The 13,815-nt window shown below is 58.8% G+C and carries 19 protein-coding genes and 2 pseudogenes; 10 read left to right on the top strand and 11 right to left on the bottom strand.

Annotated features, from left to right (window positions below; genetic code table 11):
- Positions 1-64: 64 nt before the first annotated feature.
- A complete protein-coding gene (locus tag CIT25_RS23315; RefSeq protein ID WP_245329963.1) occupies positions 65-565 on the bottom strand; it encodes a DNA-3-methyladenine glycosylase in 501 nt (166 codons plus the stop codon).
- On the opposite strand from CIT25_RS23315, the gene CIT25_RS37625 reads away from it, so the two are divergent.
- Positions 500-754 (top strand): hypothetical protein, encoded by a 255-nt coding sequence (locus CIT25_RS37625; RefSeq protein WP_245329964.1) that lies wholly within the window; start codon positions 500-502, stop codon positions 752-754. The genes CIT25_RS23315 and CIT25_RS37625 overlap by 66 nt on opposite strands.
- A gap of 44 nt (positions 755-798) precedes the next feature.
- On the opposite strand, the gene CIT25_RS23310 is transcribed toward CIT25_RS37625, so the two are convergent.
- A complete protein-coding gene (locus tag CIT25_RS23310) occupies positions 799-1,008 on the bottom strand; it encodes a hypothetical protein (RefSeq protein ID WP_095486905.1) in 210 nt (69 codons plus the stop codon).
- Between CIT25_RS23310 and CIT25_RS23305 the strand changes: the two genes are divergently transcribed.
- A complete protein-coding gene (locus tag CIT25_RS23305) occupies positions 1,007-1,225 on the top strand; it encodes a KTSC domain-containing protein (RefSeq protein WP_095486903.1) in 219 nt (72 codons plus the stop codon). The two genes, CIT25_RS23310 and CIT25_RS23305, sit on opposite strands and share 2 nt — an antisense overlap.
- 751 nt (positions 1,226-1,976) lie before the next feature.
- On the opposite strand, the gene CIT25_RS23300 is transcribed toward CIT25_RS23305, so the two are convergent.
- Entirely contained in the window at positions 1,977-2,162 is a 186-nt protein-coding gene (locus CIT25_RS23300; protein ID WP_095486901.1) for a hypothetical protein, read from the bottom strand.
- 548 nt (positions 2,163-2,710) lie between these two features.
- Here CIT25_RS23300 and CIT25_RS23295 point away from each other — a divergent pair.
- Positions 2,711-2,926 (top strand): hypothetical protein, encoded by a 216-nt coding sequence (locus CIT25_RS23295; protein WP_023803428.1) that lies wholly within the window; start codon positions 2,711-2,713, stop codon positions 2,924-2,926.
- A gap of 246 nt (positions 2,927-3,172) precedes the next feature.
- Here CIT25_RS23295 and CIT25_RS23290 read toward each other — a convergent pair whose 3' ends face one another.
- Together CIT25_RS23290 and CIT25_RS23285 are read right to left on the bottom strand one after the other, a co-directional pair.
- On the bottom strand, positions 3,173-3,475 hold the full coding sequence (locus CIT25_RS23290; RefSeq protein ID WP_206072984.1) for a DUF6894 family protein: 303 nt from the start codon (positions 3,473-3,475) through the stop codon (positions 3,173-3,175).
- Positions 3,475-4,233, bottom strand: a complete 759-nt coding sequence (locus CIT25_RS23285; protein ID WP_164759360.1) for a Crp/Fnr family transcriptional regulator — start codon at positions 4,231-4,233, stop codon at positions 3,475-3,477. Before CIT25_RS23285 ends, CIT25_RS23290 begins: the two co-directional genes overlap by 1 nt.
- 77 nt (positions 4,234-4,310) lie before the next feature.
- On the opposite strand from CIT25_RS23285, the gene CIT25_RS36440 reads away from it, so the two are divergent.
- Positions 4,311-4,487, top strand: coding sequence for a hypothetical protein (locus CIT25_RS36440; protein WP_158302633.1), 177 nt, complete (start codon positions 4,311-4,313; stop codon positions 4,485-4,487).
- 92 nt (positions 4,488-4,579) lie between these two features.
- Here the strand turns inward: CIT25_RS36440 and CIT25_RS23280 are convergent, their stop codons facing one another.
- Entirely contained in the window at positions 4,580-4,747 is a 168-nt protein-coding gene (locus tag CIT25_RS23280; protein ID WP_095486899.1) for a DUF3606 domain-containing protein, read from the bottom strand.
- A gap of 230 nt (positions 4,748-4,977) precedes the next feature.
- On the opposite strand from CIT25_RS23280, the pseudogene CIT25_RS38300 reads away from it, so the two are divergent.
- The 6 genes and pseudogenes from CIT25_RS38300 to CIT25_RS37620 form a co-directional block, all read left to right on the top strand.
- Positions 4,978-5,178: pseudogene (locus tag CIT25_RS38300) on the top strand (ATP-dependent DNA ligase); the annotation flags it as partial.
- A gap of 113 nt (positions 5,179-5,291) precedes the next feature.
- Positions 5,292-5,951 carry an ATP-dependent DNA ligase gene (locus CIT25_RS38295; protein ID WP_342587111.1) on the top strand — a complete coding sequence of 220 codons (660 nt, stop codon included), beginning with the start codon at positions 5,292-5,294 and terminating at the stop codon, positions 5,949-5,951.
- A gap of 15 nt (positions 5,952-5,966) precedes the next feature.
- A complete protein-coding gene (locus CIT25_RS23270; RefSeq protein ID WP_127206584.1) occupies positions 5,967-6,293 on the top strand; it encodes a hypothetical protein in 327 nt (108 codons plus the stop codon).
- 560 nt (positions 6,294-6,853) lie between these two features.
- Positions 6,854-7,363: a ferritin-like domain-containing protein gene (locus CIT25_RS23265; RefSeq protein WP_095486895.1), complete on the top strand. Its 510-nt coding sequence runs from the start codon at positions 6,854-6,856 to the stop codon at positions 7,361-7,363.
- Positions 7,364-7,713: 350 nt separating this feature from the next.
- Positions 7,714-8,352 (top strand): SGNH/GDSL hydrolase family protein, encoded by a 639-nt coding sequence (locus CIT25_RS23260; protein WP_245329961.1) that lies wholly within the window; start codon positions 7,714-7,716, stop codon positions 8,350-8,352.
- A 162-nt stretch (positions 8,353-8,514) separates the two neighbouring features.
- Positions 8,515-8,646 (top strand): annotated as a pseudogene (locus CIT25_RS37620) (peptidase M14); the annotation flags it as partial.
- Between the two features lie 378 nt (positions 8,647-9,024).
- On the opposite strand, the gene CIT25_RS23250 reads toward CIT25_RS37620, so the two are convergent.
- The 5 genes from CIT25_RS23250 to CIT25_RS23225 all read right to left on the bottom strand — a co-directional run bounded on the left by CIT25_RS23250 (position 9,025) and on the right by CIT25_RS23225 (position 13,675).
- Entirely contained in the window at positions 9,025-9,627 is a 603-nt protein-coding gene (locus CIT25_RS23250; RefSeq protein WP_095486891.1) for a hypothetical protein, read from the bottom strand.
- A gap of 19 nt (positions 9,628-9,646) precedes the next feature.
- Positions 9,647-10,426, bottom strand: a complete 780-nt coding sequence (locus tag CIT25_RS23245; protein WP_245329960.1) for a DUF4142 domain-containing protein — start codon at positions 10,424-10,426, stop codon at positions 9,647-9,649.
- 565 nt (positions 10,427-10,991) lie between these two features.
- Positions 10,992-11,516 (bottom strand): DUF4142 domain-containing protein, encoded by a 525-nt coding sequence (locus CIT25_RS23235; RefSeq protein WP_245329959.1) that lies wholly within the window; start codon positions 11,514-11,516, stop codon positions 10,992-10,994.
- Positions 11,517-11,654: 138 nt separating this feature from the next.
- On the bottom strand, positions 11,655-13,052 hold the full coding sequence (locus CIT25_RS23230) for a cytochrome B6 (RefSeq protein WP_095486889.1): 1,398 nt from the start codon (positions 13,050-13,052) through the stop codon (positions 11,655-11,657).
- 119 nt (positions 13,053-13,171) lie between these two features.
- Positions 13,172-13,675 carry a DUF2243 domain-containing protein gene (locus CIT25_RS23225; protein ID WP_095486887.1) on the bottom strand — a complete coding sequence of 168 codons (504 nt, stop codon included), beginning with the start codon at positions 13,673-13,675 and terminating at the stop codon, positions 13,172-13,174.
- Between the last annotated feature and the right edge of the window lie 140 nt (positions 13,676-13,815).

Raw genomic sequence — 13,815 nt, 5'->3', positions numbered from 1 at the left:
CGCGGACCCTGCACATGGCTAATTACCCGAACTCACCCCAGGCAATTACTCGTGCAGACGCAACTCAAAACTTGCGGCTCAAGTACGACGAGCCTGCCAGTCCGAAGCGCCACTCGAGATCGACAGCCTTGGAGATGCCGACCCGGTGTCCCGTTAAGATGGAGCTGGTTCTTGCTCCTGACGGCAGCTTGAACTGGAACGGAAGCTCGTCCAATGGCAGCCCGTCATAAGATGCATCGACAGCAAGCGCCTGGCAAAGGCGACCGGGTCCCGAACAAAGAAGTCGAAGGTCATCAACGCCGCGATTGGCCCGCATCAGGTCGAGCTTTGATTGCGGTTCGATCGCGCGCACAAGGACAGCACTACCGGGAAGACAGACGGCATTCAGGCACCAATGCAGACCATAGGACCGATAGACGTATGCGCTCCCTGGGGCGCCGAACATTGCGGAGTTTCGCGAAGTCCGACCACAAAAACTGTGTGAGGCTGGGTCATTGGCGTGATAGGCTTCCGTTTCGACGACGATCCCGCCCACGCCGTGCACAAGAAGCGTGGCGCCAATCATATCGCGAGCGACAACGCAGGCGTCCCGGGCAAAGAACTGGCGGTTCGTGATCAACGCCTGCACCAGATCTCGACCGCGCCGAAACATGGGGCGAACAAGAACATTCCCGCTCCGGCTGCAAAAGGCCAATCCACCAAGGCCAAACTCGCGATCATCAGCATCGCGGCGCTTCCTGCTGAACTCCGATAGCTCTGATCGCCTATAATGAGGGTCGATTGGCTATTCAACAGCGCCTAGCCCAAGCGGTCGAAGTGATTGGAAGGTTGAAGTTCGTTGCCGGCGTAGAAAAGAGAGACCCGGAAGACCGTGCCCGCTGCCGCGCTTGCGATGCCGCGATGCGTTAGGTGGCCGGAGAAAATCCTCGTGCGCTGCTCGGGAGCAATACCACGAAGGAACGTGACAGGCTCTGCGATCGTTGAAGACTTTTGATCGAGCCATATCATGCCATCGACCTCGATAAGAAAAATGGCCTACGATCCCGACAGCAGAATCCTCTCGGTGTGGTTCGTCGCCAGCGGCAAACGATACGAATTTGAGGAAGTGCCGCCGGAGACCTTCGCCGCGTTCAAAGCCGCCTTTGCGAAAGGCCGCTATTTCAACGAGCACATCCGGAATCACTTCCGGTACCGTCAGGTTGCGGCCGGCAAGGATGCGGGATGACGGCAAGCTGTTGATACATTCCAACTGCCGGTTGGTGGACGCAGCGCAGCCGGCGCGCGTAGGATTTTCTTACGATCCCCGCCCACCCTGTGCAAACGACTGATCGCCCGCCGTGCCGAAGGGTGCGGCGGGCTTTTTTGTTGTCTTGGGGAACACGATCTGCCGACAATCGTTCGGGTCGCCAACAAAGCGCCGTACCGTCAGATCGAGGACAGGCAATGCGTGAAAGGCAAACATTTACCCATAAAGAAAAACACGACAGACAGGAGCGCACGTCGGATGCTGCACGGGCATTAACAGACATTGAGCGCATCGCACGAGATGCAAAGACCGCTCGGCTGCGGGAGCAACGACTTAAAGCCGAGACTGCTCTTCCTGCTGCATCGGCACCGAAACCGAAGAGGAATTGGAAGACCAAGAAGTCGTAGTAGGCACGCTGCACCTGGCGCCCTCCAATCAGCCGCGGTCCTCTCCGCAGGCCGCGTGGTTCAATCGAATCGACGGCCGATGTGCAAAGGTCGAGCGTGGAATAGCTGTACGGTTTGATGGTGCGGGATTTTAGCCGGTTGATTAGTTGCTCAGCGTATCGTCTGCGGCAATGCGATCCAACAGCTTACGGGATGCCAGTATTAGGCGGCGGGTATCGTTTATCGTCTGGCGAAGATCATCGATATCTGCTCGCGCGCGACTCTCATTCAATCGAGCCGCTTCTATTTCAAAATTGTCCCATGCGGATAGCATGTGGATGCCCCTAAGCGTCCGGCGGCTTCAGCCGGCTTTTCAGTAGCCGAGCTTCCCGAAGTAGTGATGCCCGATCGGTGCCGATCAACTCGATCAGCTCGCGCGCCTGAGCTTCCGTTATTCCAGCTTCCTTGGCGAGGAACTGCGCCTGAAAATCCGTCATTCGGTCGCGGTCGGACTTTTCTTCCTCGCCCATGGTGAACCTTTTCAGCCCTTGGATTGAACCGGAACGCCGGCGGGAGGGTTTTGTTGCGATCAATGGCTAAACCTTCCAGGCATTTTTCGCTTTCTCTGGAACACATGCTTGAGATGAAAGTTCGGAAAGTGCAGCAATTGTTCCCTCCCAATGAACGGCTGCAGATCGGCCCGATGCACCGATCGGCCCGCGTCCCTTCCTCGTGGGGCGCGGGCTTTATCGCTCGCACGGAACACCAGGCGCATGCGTTTCGCCGGCATGAAGCAACTGCTCAGCGAAATGGCCGCTTTTGCAGATCCAGGCTTTTGGGTCACGCTCCTACGGTTGTTCTGGTTCCCCCATGCCTCGCCGTCGCACTGCCTGTCTTTCAACGGTTGATTGTTGTCGTTTCGCGGGCAGCATGGAACCGACGGGCAGAAAGCGTCTGGCGCTATTTTCAAGACTCTCCGCGCCCATCGGCGTAATGTGTTCTCATCGGCGATACACATCACGGGCATCGATGGCTGTGAGCGACCACCGCGCTTCCGCCCCAATGGGAGGAAAGGCATATGGTCAGCCTTAAGACTGCAAAGAGTGGCATTGCCTTTCCTAGTGACCTGACTTTGTTGAAGCAGGTCTTTGATCGTGTTCGCGTTGAGGAAGGTATTCCCGTTGGTAGCGAGCAGGCGGAGCGCCTGAGCGTGATCGCAATGGAACTTTTCTCAGATGGCGAATTTGACGAGGCAGTTCTTTACGAACGCCTTCGACTATATGCCCGATTGTAGCGCGGAAAGAAAAGCACATGACTTCCCACCATCAGGACGTCATGACGAGCCTTGTCGCTCGGTATGAAACGCTTGTGTCGATCCAGGACAGGATCGCCTGGCTTCCGAAGTGGACGAAGGGCTTCTAGAGCGCCTGTTCGTATCGCTCGGTGAGGCCCGCATCGCCTTGATCCGCGAGGTCGGCTAAAAGCCCGGTCTTCGTTCACTGCACAATTACCAGCGGCTGGTACTCCGGCTCCGCATGGTTCAACCGCGATGTCGAGGTTCATCTTTGGCGGGTGTCGGCGAGACGGCATTTACCTCAAGCGGTTCGATCACCAGGGACAGGCTAAGCCTCAGAACCTTTCTGCCACTCTCGTCCCTGATATCCATGATGAGTTGCTGCCCATCGGGACCTTTCAGTTCGTCCTTTGCCAGCTCGGTCAATCCTTCGACGGCTGCATTGCGCGCTGCCTCAATCCCCTCGCACTCCAGACCCGTGTTGTCTTCCACGAGATGCTGGCGATCGCCGCTATCAAAGAAATATCTTGGCATATCGGCTTCCGTCATCAGAATGCCACGTCGGGGTCGTTCAGGTGCAGGTAAGTCGGATCGAATTCCCCTGCCTGAACCAAACCCGGCCAATCGAGAGCACGCAACTTTGTACCTGACGTGGCGATCAGCCCGTCACCTCGCAGCGCCTGAAGCGTGCGGTTCACGTGAACCGGGGACAAACCCACCGCATCACCCAGTGCTGCCTGGGTGATCGGTAGATCCGCGACGTGGTCCTCAATGCGTCCTGCAAACCGCAACCGCACAATGAGTTCGCATAGCATGTGGGCCGTGCGAGCGTAGGCGTCCCGTCTGCCTACGTTGGTGACCCATTCACGGTAGATCGCAGCGTCAATCAGGGTCGATCGCCAGAACGAGGTTGCAACACGCGGGCGTTGTTCGCAAATCGAGCGAAGAGCGCTGTGGCGGATTAAGCCCAATCTGCCCGGCGTCATGCTCGAGAAGCTGCAATCTATGACTGCCAGATGTATGCCGTGCAGATCCGGGAGATCGCCTGCGACAAAGAAGCTGGTGATCTGCCGCTTTCCCGCACCAGTGTGCTTGTATGAACATACCACGCCGTCCAAGACGATAAAGGAGTTGGTTGGTCGATCGCCTTCTAAGAGGACATCCCTGTTAGCCGGAACATCCTTCTCCTGAATCGTGAGGCCTCCTAAGGCCGCGGCGTCATCATCGCTGATGTCAGCGACGCGACGCAGCTTGCGGATGAGCACGTCCGAGGAGAAAGCTGGACACAAGGACTTAGTTACCTCCATGGGCGTTACCTGCCGAACTTGCATTCGCCGCAGATGTTCCACGCTGCTGATGCGGATAAGAGGTGGACACGCCCGGGATGAAGCTGCGCATCAAGCATCTCCGCGGCGATCACAGCCACATACGCCACGCATCGCTGCTGGGTTTCAGCAACGAACAGGCCGGTCTATTGGTTTACCGGAAGCGGCTGGTGCTCCGGCTCCGCATGGTGAAGCACCTGGCCGAGATCGCGCATGTCGAACTTCTGTCCGCATAAGGGGCAATGCTCGAAATGCTCCGCCTCGGGCTTGATTGGCCGGTCGTGATCCTTGCCCGTGTAGCCCGTACCTTCGTTGTTGGTCCGATATCTCACTTACCCTCCCGCAGCGCCCTCGCGGCTTTTGTCAGGGCTGACCGATCATTGCCGTTCTTTTTGATCAGCTTGCTCACCTGGCTCGGCGAGATTCCATTCTCTCGCGCGAAATGTTCTATCTCGTAGTACTCGTCGATCGACAAACGATTCTGGTTGTCTTCCATTTCCGTATTCCTACCCGGGTTCAAGCAAACGGCACGTTGAAAGGACCCTAGCAACGACTGCCTGCAGCCGCGGTTCCGAGCGGCGATACGTCTTTGCCTGTTTTGCGAACAGATAAGACTTAGGTCCGGTGGAGAATCGGACCGAATCCCCTCATGGGGCTGGCTTCGCCGTGCACAGGAACCGAAACGTTCAAATTTTATTGAGTGGGGTCTGTTGCGTTGGAGTTTGCATGGTCGATCGGCTCGAGTTCATTCCGCCGATGGAACCCAAGCTTGTCGCCAAGCCGCCCGGTGGCGAGGACTGGATTCACGAGATCAAGCTCGACGGCTACCGCTCCCAGATCGTCATCAACAGCCCCGAGGATATCTGCGTCTTCACCAAAACCGGTGCGGACTGGACGAACAAATATGCAGGGCTCGTCGAAGCCGCGCGGGAGCTCGAGGTCGGGAACGCGATCATCGACGGTGAAGCGGTCGTCACCAATGAGGCTGGGCTGCCGGATTTCGCCGCGCGCAGAAAGCCGTCCACAGCGATCCCTATTCAATGTATCTCGGCGCCTCCGACATCCTGCACCTCAACGGTCACGATCTGCGTGACATCGGCTGCAAGGCGCGCCGCGAAATCCTCTACGGCATCATCAAGCCAAACAGCCGGATCCAGTTCAGCGAGGCCATGCCCGGCGACGCGGAGGCGATCTTCTATCTCGCCGACCAGGCCGGCCTCGAGGGGATCGTCTCGAAGCGCGCCGACAGCAAATATCGCAGCGGCCCGACGACGAACTGGCTGAAGATAAAGAGCTGGACGGTTGACGAGTTCGAACTAATGGGAGTCGAGCGCGAGCCGGGCAAGGCGGCGTTCGCGCTTCTGGCGGAACCCGGCACCGGGAAATATGTCGGATCGGCGTTCATCACCTTGGGCCGCGACGTGAAGGAACGGCTGTGGAAGCGGGTGCAGGAACACGCCGGACCGCCGCCCGAGGCCATGAAGAAACGGTCTGCTACGCAGTGGGTCGGGCCTGGCGTCAAGCTGCGCATCAAGCATCTGCGCGGCGATGCCATGCGTCGCTGCTGGGTTTTGGTGACGAGGAGTAGCGTCGTTTGGCACGGCCTTACATGGGAAAGCTGCAGGGCTGACCAGAGACTCCATCAGTGTGGAACATTCCCTCTGTCCGCATGTTGGTTTGTGAGCGCGTCGTGCGCTTAAGACAGGAGAAAGAATATGAAACGAATCCTTTTAGCCTCGGCCGTGTTGGCGCTTTCCGCCGGGCTTTCCTTTGCCCAGACGACGAGCGGTACTTCGGGCGGAACCTCCACGACCACGACTACGACCACGCCCAGCACCGATCAGGGAACCAATTCCACAACCACTACAACCGATCAGGGAACTGACACCACCACCACCAGCGGCACGAACCCGAACTCGGCCAAGGATTGCGCGCCTGGCCAGCAGACCGGCAGCGCGCAGGATGCCGCACCTGGTCAGCAGGACACGGACGCCAAGACCGCCGCCCCCGGGCAAATGAAGAAGACCACCGAAGATTGCTGATTGGATATTCCACAATTAGCGGCTTCTAGCGCCCGCGCTCCTCCTCCGAGCGCGGGCCGACCGGGTCGCCTAGACAGGTGCGCACGATCGCAAGCTGCGCCTGGACCTAATCCAATCACATGTTGGCAAGCAAGTTAGTGCGCTAATCTGCGCTCCTTGAGCGTCGACGAGACCTGACGGCTTCCAGCAATTTGCCCTCATCGGTACTAATGTTTCGAAAAACCGCGACAATCGTCACAGCCAAGACTTCCGCATCCCGGCTAAAAGGATCGATCTGCTCATCTGCGCAAACCTGATCAAAGACGCGTTCACAAACAGCCAGATCCTGAGGGCTGAGGCAGGTGCGATTGAAACGCGGCCGCGGCATTTGCTAGCCTTCGAGCCCGCTGCATTGCAAATAGAGCGGGCGTTCAGCCAGACCGAGCACACTGACAGTCCGGCCTCGCGCAAGAACGCCGGTCGTTGAGTGTTTGTTCCCGGCTGGGGACAAAGCTTTGGAACGATCGCTCTGTGGCGGCGTTGCGACGGCAGTAAAACTATGCTGACCAACGGAGACAGACATGACAGAGCCCAAGGAACGTCTGGTGCAGTGGCTTCGCGACGCTCACGCCATGGAAGAACAGGCTGAGACCATTTTGAGCGGCCAAATCGAGCGTCTGGAAAACTATCCCGAGATTCGCGACCGGATGAACACGCATCTCGAAGAAACGAGGCAACAGGCGAAACGTCTCGAACAATGCCTCGACCGGATTGGCGACGGATCTTCGACGCTGAAGGATGCCGGCGGTAAGCTAATCGCAATCGGGCAGAACATCAGCGGCATTTTTGCAGGCGACGAGGTGATGAAAGGATCGCTGGCCAGCTACACGTTCGAGCATATGGAAATCGCCAGCTATAAAATGCTCATTGCCGCAGCCGGCGAGGTCGGCGATTCCGAAACCCAAAGCGCGTGCAAAGAGAACCTGCGCGAAGAAGAGGCGATGGCTGATTGGCTAGAAAACAGACTCGGCACGGTCACCACCGAGTTCCTCCGACGCGACGAGCGGGATTCTGACACGGCGCAACGGTGACATAGGCGGACAATTGCCGTCTACAGAAAAAACTCGCCTTCGGCACGGTGCTCGAAACAGAACCAGTGGGATGGCTGCCGCGGTTTACGGAAAGCCCTTCCGGCATTCTTGCCGCAGCCGGGATGCTCCCAGCAATGGCGCTGAATGCGACATGGCAACCAATCGTTGGGGGGCGCCTGGGTTTATTCGGACAGTGTTGCCGCCCTCGCCGCTAACTACTTGGCGAGCGAGAGCCCCATGGAGACGCAAGTCTGGTGAAGTCCCCGATATCGCGGAGGAGCTTCCTGCTGGCCGCTGCGGCGGGACCGGCATTCGCGCCCATGCAAGCCAGTCTCGCCGAGGATGCGGGTATGACGAACAAGATTGTGCTTCTTGGAGATTCGGTTTTTGACAATGGTGCCTACGTGACCGGCGGAGCAGATGTACTGGCCCATTTGGTGCGCCAGCTTCCGATCGGGTGGTCGGCCGACCTGCTTGCCGTTGACGGCAGCGTCATGGCAGGGGTGCGCCAGCAGCTGGACAGTGTGCCGGCTGACGCCACTCATCTGGTGGTCAGCATGGGAGGTAACGACGCGCTCGGCGTTTCCTCTGTTTTGGACGCTCCGTCTCGGTCCGTCGCCGCCGCCCTGCTAAGACTGGCCGAAATAAGAGAGCAGTTTTGCCTGGAGTATCGGTCGACACTGGATGCCGTTCTGGCCGTCAAGCTGCCCACCGCCGTTTGTACGATCTACGACGTCCGTTATCCGAACTCTGAGGAGAGGCGCATTGTGGTAACGGCCCTGTCGGTCCTCAATGACTGCATTACACGAGCAGCCGCTGGGCGCGGCGTTCCAGTGATCGACCTTCGCATTATCTGCGACAAGGACGCCGACTTTGCCAACGCCATCGAGCCTTCGGAACAGGGCGGCGGCAAAATCGCTGCAGCGATCGTTTCATTTCTTACCAAGCACGAATTCCGAAGCGGGCGCGCCGAACTGATCGTTCGCTAGAGAGCTGGAATTGGCTGCGCTACTGCGCCGCGTTAGGCCGTTAAGGTCAGCTTTGCCATCGCATGAAGCGGACATAGCCGGCGACACTCTGGAAGTTGCGGTTGCGCCAGAACATGCGTCCTGTAATCCACCCCCTAGCCAATCGCGATCTTCTCAACGTGCTTTCCTCACCTGTCCCAGGGCGGGTTTGTCGAGCATCTGATCAAACTCAACGACAAGGTCGAAGCCGGACAAAAGGTGGATATCCAGCGCAACAGCTTCGGCGAAGTGGTCGCTGAATATACAGGCAGCGTTGATCAAATGAGAGCGGGACGAGGTACTCCCGTTGGGTCACGCTGGCAGTGGGGTGTAAATCTGCTCGAACGAAAAGTCCGGATCGCGTTCGTTGTTGAACGCCGGGAGGAGCCACCTAGCTCAAGAGGAGCATGAATGAAAGAAACTCAGAAAGAGAGGAGCGGCGAAAGAGCCCGTCCAGCGCGACCCTAACGCTCCGATCGAAAACCGGCAACGAGCGCGGACGAGCCACCGACCCGGTTGTAAACACCCTGGATCCGCCGCCGATGGAACCCCCGAAAGAGCCCAAAGAATTGGCGAAGGCAAGCAACTCAGCCGAAACACAAGCCGTAACAGATCCCGCGGAACTGCTACAGCCTCGGAACCTCAGCTCCTCGACTAAGGTCGATCTACATTGCGGATGCGATTACGCTCAATGTCTTCTGCTGGGTATGGTTCCGCATAGGGATCAAAGCCGGTCCAGCCGCCAGCCTCGTATTCACTGCGACGTTCGGCGAGATCGATCGACCTGGACTGTTCAAGGATCCGTTCGGCATCTGGAACAAGCTGATCCTCGACCTTGGCCGTTACAAGAGCGCCGCCACGACGTACGCCTTCTGCATAAACATGGGCATCCGCTTCAGGTACGCCAGCATCTGTCATTACGCCGATAATTCCGCCCGTTGCTCCCCCTACAGCGGCACCGGCAACTGCCCCCGCTGCGGTAGCAGCGAGCCATCCGGCGGCAACTACTGGCCCGACGCCCGGAATGGCCATGATGCCTAACCCTGTGAGCAATCCTCCTGCGCCGCCGATTACTGCGCCTATTCCCGCGCCAGCCGTCGCATCTTCTGCAGCTTCCGAGCGATCACCGTCGTACCAACCCGTTGCATTGTTGGTGACGATGCTGATGTCGGAGTTTGGAATGCCCATTGCTTCCAATTCACCCACGGCGTCGGCTGCGTCATCGTAATCGTCAAATAAACCCGTTACCGTTTTCATGGCTCAACTCCTGGTCTGTTCAGTTGGTGCTGGCAACGATGTTGCCTTGATAATCCAAACCTACCGCGGTGCTCTTTCCGTTCTTCATGGCCTGACCGCGCCAGATGCCTTGGTCGTCCTTTTTGAGGTCAGATACGTCAGAGAAGCCGGCATCCTGGATTCGGCTCCTGGCCTGATCTTCCGTGAAGCTGTTGGCACCGGGAACTAGCCCCCCGGTATTCGGGGTATCGGTTGTATTCACCGCGGGTGTGGTCGAACTCGTACTGGAAAGCCCGGCAGCCATTTTAGATGCAATGTCTTCTACCATTTGCTGATGCGCCTTAAGCGAGGGCACCGTGTCTTTCGCGAACGTCTTTAGGGCCGCATTGTCTCCGTCGTTTGCGTAGCTTTCGAACAGTTTGACGGCGTCGGCATGTGCTGTGCGCTGCATCTCAACATAGGACTCATCAACCGGCGCCTTGGCGGACTGAAGCTTCTCCAGATCCGTCTTGTGCTTGGCGTCCAGTTGCGTGGGAACCTTGAGCTTCTGGTCGGCAGCGACGCTCTCCAGCTTGGCGTTGGCCGCACCATGATCATCGATCATTTTCTGCGCGAATTGCTTGACCTGCTGGTCGTCAAGCTTGCTCAGAACACTCTGGCTTGATTCGACTTCGAACCTTCCACCGACAGCAGCTTTGTCGACGAAATCCTGTGCGCTGTCCGCGGCCAATGAGGGTACGGCGAAGGCGATAGCGGTGGCGGTAACTAGGCCGCCAAGAAGGTGTCGAATCTTCGGCTTTATCCTTGTTTGGTGATGCACGACTGTGGCTGGTCCACGACTATGCTACCGACCCAACAAGGCAGGACCCTCTTTGTTCCAGGGTGAGAATGCCCGAAGGCAAGTGTTTCGAGTGCCGGGCGAGCAAAAACGAGCAAAACCGCGCCTTGCGGGCGGCTGCAGCACGCCAGGACTTAGCCTGTCGCCTTTTCTTCCGAGCTCAGCCCGCCAAAGTCATCCAGGCGACTTCGCCCAACAGCTCGCCTATTCGGCGCGTTCCGCAGGCTCCCTGCTGAACACGCGCTTGGGACGTAGGCTCTGGCGGCGGTGCCGAGCGTATAGGCGGGATCGGGCGGCAGGTTCTGAATGGCGGCACCGATCCGTTCTCGGCGCACCTCGCCATACTCAATGGATTGCTTCATCACGCGCGACCCCATTGCAATCGGCACCGCCAAGCCGATGCCGACACTGCCGCCGGCCGGCGCGATGATGCAGTGTTGATGCCGAGAAGGCGGACATCGGCGGTGACCAGGGTTACCGCGAGAAAACGCGACGAGACTGGCCGAGAAACAATGCAGGAAACAGCTCGATGTTGCCGGCCCGCGGGCTACTTCTTGGTCGGCGCCGAGGTGGCGCCGGCGATCGCTTGGCTTGCCAGATCCGCCTTGATGTCGCGTGCCAATTGCAGATGCTCGAGCACTGTCGGCAAAGTCTCCGAGGCGAAATGCTGAAGGTCGGCGTCCTGTCCCGAACCTATTTCCCATTCAAGCAGCTGCACCGTCTTCTGGTGATCGGTGATCTGCCCACTGATATAGGCAAGATCGAATTTCGCCCCGTCGAGCTTTTCAAGCTCGGTCCGTTTCCGCTCGTGCTCCTCGTCGAGCCCTTCCGGCAGCGGGATCTTATTGGTTTCGGCGAGCGATTTCAGTCTCGCGTTCGCCGCCGAGTGGTCGTCGACCATGCGGCCGGCAAATGCCGTGACGGCAGAGTTGCCGGACTTTTTCGCGAGCTTGCCGAATTCGACCTCGGCTGCGCCGCCGGCGGCGGCGAGCTGCGTGAACAGCCGGTCCTGATAATTGGTCTGATGAGGCGCCGGCTGTCCCGGCGCCTTCATCTGGGTATCCGGGGCCATGCCGGCTGGGTTTCCGATCTGGGCCAAAAGGGGCGATACCGAGAGAGCCGATGCTGGAAACACTGCCAATCCCAAAGCAGTTGCAAAAACACGCATGAGAACCTCCATCGAAGATGTGCCTGGGCCGGTCGGCCTGTGTCAAAGCGCGAGCATGTAGGCAACGAGGTCATTCTTCTCGTCTTGGGTGAGCTTGGTGCCGAGCACCAGGTTGAAGAACTCCACCGTATCGGCGAGTGTCATCAGACGGCCGTCATGCAAATAGGGCGGCGTGTCCTTTATGCCGCGCAGCGTAAACGTCTTGATCGGTCCGTCCGGCAATTCCACCATGTCGTTGAAGGTCTGCCCCGGCTTATAGAAGCGCTCCAGCTTCAGATCGTGCATGTTGTTGTCCATGAACGACGTTTGCGGGACATGGCATTGCGCGCAGCGGCCCTTGCCCATGAACACGCGCTCACCCGCCAGTTCCTGCCCGCTGGCCAAAGCGGGATCGAGCCGGCCGAACGGGTCGAGCTTCGGCGCCGGCGGAAAATCGATGATGTTCTGCATCTGCGCCATCATCGCCACCTGGTTTGTACGATCGGGCAGGTGGACGCCTTTCCTGGTCGCGCTGACATGGTCGCCGTTGAAGTATGCGGTGCGCTGCTCGAATTCGGTAAAATCCTCGACCGAGCGCAGCGACCGTTTCGACCCATGGATCTGCTGGTTGAACAGACCGCGCAGGCTGGTGGTGTCAAGACGGAAGCGCGCGGCCTGCGGCCTGACATCGGGCGTCAGATGAAAGGCAGCATTGGTGTTGAAGTTGGCATGGCAATCGAGGCAGGTTACGCCCAGGCTCTGCGCCGCCACCTTGCGGTCCTCGGTCTGATTGAATTCCTCCTGTGGGAACGGCGTCAGGAGAAGCCGCAGCCCCTCCATCTGAACCGGCGTGATGATGCCGTTCATGATTTCGTAGTAGTTGCGGATCGTCAGCAGCTCGCCGCGGGACACGTCGCCCAGTTCCGGATGGGTGGTCAGGAATATCGGTGACGGGAACTCTGGCGTGAGGTGATCGGGAAGATCGAAATCGACATCGAAGCGTCTCAGATCGCGCCCCTCCTGCCGGCCGATCTCACGAATTTCTTCTTCCGGGAAAACCTGTCCTCCGGTTGCCTGTTTGACATGGGGCAGCGGCAGAAGACCGATGGGCAGCAGGTTGCGGTCACGTATCTCGCCAGGGCTCATCTCCGCCAGGCCCTGCCAGGTCTGGTCCTTCGCCAGCTTGACCCGGACGCCGTCCTGGACAGGTTTTATCCCGCCCGACATCATTGTACCCGGCATCGCGCGATCCGACAGGTCGTATCGCTCCTCCAGCAAAGCCCTCTGGCGCGCCATGACGCGCGGCTTCTGCGCTTCGTCGTCGGCCTTGACGGCGGAGAATGGACGGGCGGGCAATGGTCGGTAGGTTGTATCGGGCGGCAGTGGATCCGATAGTGCGCTGAGGCTGGCGGCCGCAACGATTAGAGCGCACGGAATGCCTGCATTCACCACTCTTCGCATTTTGTCCCTCCATGGCTGAAGCGCCCCGAACCGCGCTGTCCGTGATTTGTTCCCACAGCGAGCGAGGAAACAGGGATCGAGCAGTTGCGCGATGCTTGCGGACAATGCCGGGCGCCGGACTAGCGAGGCTCGCCTGGCGACTCCCGTTTGCCCCGCCTTGCCAGCGCCAAGCCGCCAATCAGCATCAGTGCACCCCAAATCAGGAACCCGATGTCCCAATAGATCCACTGGTCCTGCGGGACGGTTTCGTTGACATGGTGGATGCCGAGAAGCTGGTGATCGATTACCCCCTCGACCAGGTTGAACATGCCGAAGCCCATGAGCATCGTCCCAAGCAACATCTTTCCCGACCACCAGAGATGAGATTTGTGCGCGGTGCGCCAGAGCACGATCAGACCAAGCACGACGAACACGTATGTGCCGGCGTGGAACAGTCCGTCGAGAAGCGTGTTGAAGCGAAGGTTCTCAACACTGTCGTCGGGATAGCCGGCGCTGGTCGCTATATGGTGCCACTGAAGCAACTGATGCAGCACGATTCCATCAAAGAATCCGCCTAAGCCAAGCCCGAGCAGAATACCTGCCGACGTCGGAAATCGGCGATGCTGCGAAGCCATCGTCGCCATCCTTTTTCTCCTCGGGCAACCTAACTTCGGGCCAAGCCATGTGTTCCTCTACCCTGCGGGTGGATTCGCGCGCAGCTAAGGTCGCAAGAATCGGATGTTTAGGCAGCGGAAGCGCTGGCGATGACAACATCCATTCGAAC

The organism is Mesorhizobium mediterraneum (genome assembly GCF_002284565.1).
In the GTDB taxonomy this organism is placed as follows: Bacteria; Pseudomonadota; Alphaproteobacteria; order Rhizobiales; family Rhizobiaceae; genus Mesorhizobium; species Mesorhizobium mediterraneum.
This window is presented reverse-complemented; position numbering and strand designations above follow the sequence as displayed.

Excerpts from the sequence above, each read along its gene's own strand:
- CIT25_RS23290 (WP_206072984.1), bottom strand. The coding sequence starts at position 3,475 with ATGACGGAAGCCGATATGCCAAGATATTTCTTTGATAGCGGCGATCGC.
- CIT25_RS23280 (WP_095486899.1), bottom strand. The coding sequence starts at position 4,747 with ATGGAAGACAACCAGAATCGTTTGTCGATCGACGAGTACTACGAGATA.
- CIT25_RS23260 (WP_245329961.1), top strand. The coding sequence starts at position 7,714 with ATGACGAACAAGATTGTGCTTCTTGGAGATTCGGTTTTTGACAATGGT.
- CIT25_RS23315 (WP_245329963.1), bottom strand. The coding sequence starts at position 565 with ATGATTGGCGCCACGCTTCTTGTGCACGGCGTGGGCGGGATCGTCGTC.
- CIT25_RS23230 (WP_095486889.1), bottom strand. The coding sequence starts at position 13,052 with ATGCGAAGAGTGGTGAATGCAGGCATTCCGTGCGCTCTAATCGTTGCG.
- CIT25_RS23285 (WP_164759360.1), bottom strand. The coding sequence starts at position 4,233 with ATGGAGGTAACTAAGTCCTTGTGTCCAGCTTTCTCCTCGGACGTGCTC.
- CIT25_RS38295 (WP_342587111.1), top strand. The coding sequence starts at position 5,292 with ATGTATCTCGGCGCCTCCGACATCCTGCACCTCAACGGTCACGATCTG.
- CIT25_RS23270 (WP_127206584.1), top strand. The coding sequence starts at position 5,967 with ATGAAACGAATCCTTTTAGCCTCGGCCGTGTTGGCGCTTTCCGCCGGG.
- CIT25_RS23310 (WP_095486905.1), bottom strand. The coding sequence starts at position 1,008 with ATGATATGGCTCGATCAAAAGTCTTCAACGATCGCAGAGCCTGTCACG.
- CIT25_RS23300 (WP_095486901.1), bottom strand. The coding sequence starts at position 2,162 with ATGGGCGAGGAAGAAAAGTCCGACCGCGACCGAATGACGGATTTTCAG.
- CIT25_RS23250 (WP_095486891.1), bottom strand. The coding sequence starts at position 9,627 with ATGAAAACGGTAACGGGTTTATTTGACGATTACGATGACGCAGCCGAC.
- CIT25_RS23305 (WP_095486903.1), top strand. The coding sequence starts at position 1,007 with ATGCCATCGACCTCGATAAGAAAAATGGCCTACGATCCCGACAGCAGA.
- CIT25_RS36440 (WP_158302633.1), top strand. The coding sequence starts at position 4,311 with ATGAAGCTGCGCATCAAGCATCTCCGCGGCGATCACAGCCACATACGC.
- CIT25_RS23235 (WP_245329959.1), bottom strand. The coding sequence starts at position 11,516 with ATGGCCCCGGATACCCAGATGAAGGCGCCGGGACAGCCGGCGCCTCAT.
- CIT25_RS23225 (WP_095486887.1), bottom strand. The coding sequence starts at position 13,675 with ATGGCGACGATGGCTTCGCAGCATCGCCGATTTCCGACGTCGGCAGGT.
- CIT25_RS23265 (WP_095486895.1), top strand. The coding sequence starts at position 6,854 with ATGACAGAGCCCAAGGAACGTCTGGTGCAGTGGCTTCGCGACGCTCAC.
- CIT25_RS23295 (WP_023803428.1), top strand. The coding sequence starts at position 2,711 with ATGGTCAGCCTTAAGACTGCAAAGAGTGGCATTGCCTTTCCTAGTGAC.